This is a genomic window from Saccharomonospora saliphila YIM 90502, assembly GCF_000383795.1.
In the GTDB taxonomy this organism is placed as follows: Bacteria; Actinomycetota; Actinomycetes; order Mycobacteriales; family Pseudonocardiaceae; genus Saccharomonospora; species Saccharomonospora saliphila.
Window position 1 is genome coordinate 2,453 of record NZ_KB912655.1, and the last position, 2,092, is coordinate 4,544.

Genomic DNA, 2,092 nt, shown 5'->3' on the forward strand with positions numbered 1-2,092 from the left:
CCCGCGGCCGGTGCCGAGGGGTGCGACGGCCCGCGGCACCGGCAGGCAAGAAGCACACCCGAGGAGCGATTCGTGACGAAGTCCCCACCCCGTACGGACGCGGCGGTCTCCTGGCCGGCCCTGGCGTTGAACGTGGTCCGTGGCGCGCTGATCGGTACGGCCGAGACCGTGCCGGGTGTCAGCGGTGGCACGGTGGCCCTGGTGGTGCGGGTGTACGACAGCGTCATCACCTCGGCGGGGCATCTGCTCTCCGGGGTCGCCAAGACGGTGACGGGCCGGGGACGGGCGCGGGCCGCGGAGGAGTTCCGGCAGGTGCACTGGCGGGTCGTGCTGCCGCTGCTCGTCGGGATGGTGGCCGCGGTGCTGCTGGTGGCCAGCGTGATGGAGGGGCTGGTCGCCGACTACCCGGTGCAGATGCGGGCGCTGTTCTTCGGGCTCGTGCTGGCGTCGCTGTGGGTTCCGTTCTCCCTGGCAGCGCAGGCGCCGTCCGCGGACGCGACCGGCCGGGACGGGTGGCGCCCGCGCGACTGGACGGTCGGCGTGGTGGCCGCCGTGCTGACGGCCGTCGTGGTGAGCCTTCCGCCGGGTGACGTGGGGTCGAACTCCCTGGTCGTGCTGCTCTCGGCGATGGTCGCGGTGTCGGCCCTCGTGCTGCCGGGCCTGTCCGGGTCGTTCATCCTGCTCACGATCGGCCTGTACGAACCGACCCTGTCGGCGATCAACGACCGCGACCTCGGCTACCTCGGGGTCTTCGCGCTGGGCGCGCTGGTGGGCCTTGCCTCCATCGTGAAGGTGTTGCAGTGGCTGCTGGAACACCGCCAGCGCGTGACGCTGGTGGTGCTGACCGGTCTGCTCACCGGGAGCCTGCGTGCGCTGTGGCCGTGGCAGGACGACGAGCGGAGCCTGCTCGCCCCGGCGGAGCACGTCGGGATGTCCGTGACGCTCGCGGCTCTCGGGTTCGCCGTGGTCGCCGGGTTCCTGGTCGCGGACCGCAAGCTGCGCGCGGACTGACGCCGCGCCACCGAACGGCCCTCTTCCCCGTACGAGTGGGGGAGGGGGCCTTTTTGTTGCGCCAACCGCTTGTACCCCTACCCCCTAGGGGTATAGTGTGCCGGAGTCGGCACGGTACGAAGGGACGGCGGTCATGCGGGGTTACACCGGCGACAAGGACGCATTCCTCACGCGGTTGCGCCGCGTCGAGGGGCAGGTCCGCGGCTTGCAGCGGATGGTCGAGAACGACGAGTACTGCATCGACGTGCTCACCCAGGTGGCGGCGGTGACGAAGGCGTTGCAGTCGGTGTCGCTGGGACTGCTGGACGATCACCTCAAGCATTGCGTCGCCGAGGCCCTCACGGAGGGCGGCGAGGTGGCCGACGAGAAGGTGCGGGAGGCCAGCGAGGCCATCGCCCGGCTGGTGCGGTCCTGACCACCCCCGCGCGCGCACGCGCGGCGTCCACCGAACACACGCACCGGGTACCCGAAGGGCCCGGCATTCGAGAGGAAGTGAGCCATGACGGAGACGAGCTACACCGTGACGGGCATGACCTGCCAGCACTGCGCCCAGTCGGTGACCGAGGAGGTCGGCGAGATCCAGGGCGTCACCGACGTCGCCGTCGACCTGGAGACAGGCAGGGTCACCGTGCGCAGTGACGACGGACTCGACACCGAGACGGTGCGCGCGGCGGTCGAGGAAGCCGGATACCAGCTCAGCGTCTGACAGCGCACGCCGTTCGCGGCGGGAGGGGAAGGAGAGCACGGATGACGTCCGAGGTGACCGGGACCGGGCCCTCGAACCCGGAGACGGCCGGGCACGAGGTGGAGCTGGCGATCGGCGGCATGACCTGTGCCTCCTGCGCCAACCGGGTCGAGCGCAAGCTGAACAAACTCGACGGCGTGACCGCCACGGTCAACTACGCCACCGAAAAGGCGCGCGTGCGCTACGCCGACGGTCTCGACCCCGCCAGGCTGGTCGAACAGGTGGAGGCGGCCGGCTACTCGACCGCGCTTCCCCGGCCGGAGCAGCCCGGGGGCGCTCCCGACGCCACCGCCCCCGCCAGGGCTGACGCCACCGCCCTCGCTGGGGCCGGTGCCC

At 71.6% G+C, this 2,092-nt stretch carries 4 protein-coding genes; all 4 read left to right on the forward strand.

Features of this window, described 5'->3' with window-relative positions; all coding sequences use genetic code 11:
- Window positions 1-72 precede the first annotated feature (72 nt).
- Window positions 73-1,011: a DUF368 domain-containing protein gene (locus SACSA_RS0108985; RefSeq protein ID WP_019815222.1), complete on the forward strand. Its 939-nt coding sequence runs from the start codon at window positions 73-75 to the stop codon at window positions 1,009-1,011.
- Window positions 1,012-1,144: 133 nt separating this feature from the next.
- Window positions 1,145-1,426, forward strand: a complete 282-nt coding sequence (locus SACSA_RS0108990) for a metal-sensitive transcriptional regulator (protein ID WP_019815224.1) — start codon at window positions 1,145-1,147, stop codon at window positions 1,424-1,426.
- Between the two features lie 84 nt (window positions 1,427-1,510).
- Window positions 1,511-1,717, forward strand: a complete 207-nt coding sequence (locus SACSA_RS0108995) for a heavy-metal-associated domain-containing protein (protein WP_019815226.1) — start codon at window positions 1,511-1,513, stop codon at window positions 1,715-1,717.
- Between the two features lie 41 nt (window positions 1,718-1,758).
- The coding region (locus tag SACSA_RS0109000) for a cation transporter (RefSeq protein ID WP_028661706.1) at window positions 1,759-2,092 on the forward strand (334 nt) is incomplete at its 3' end.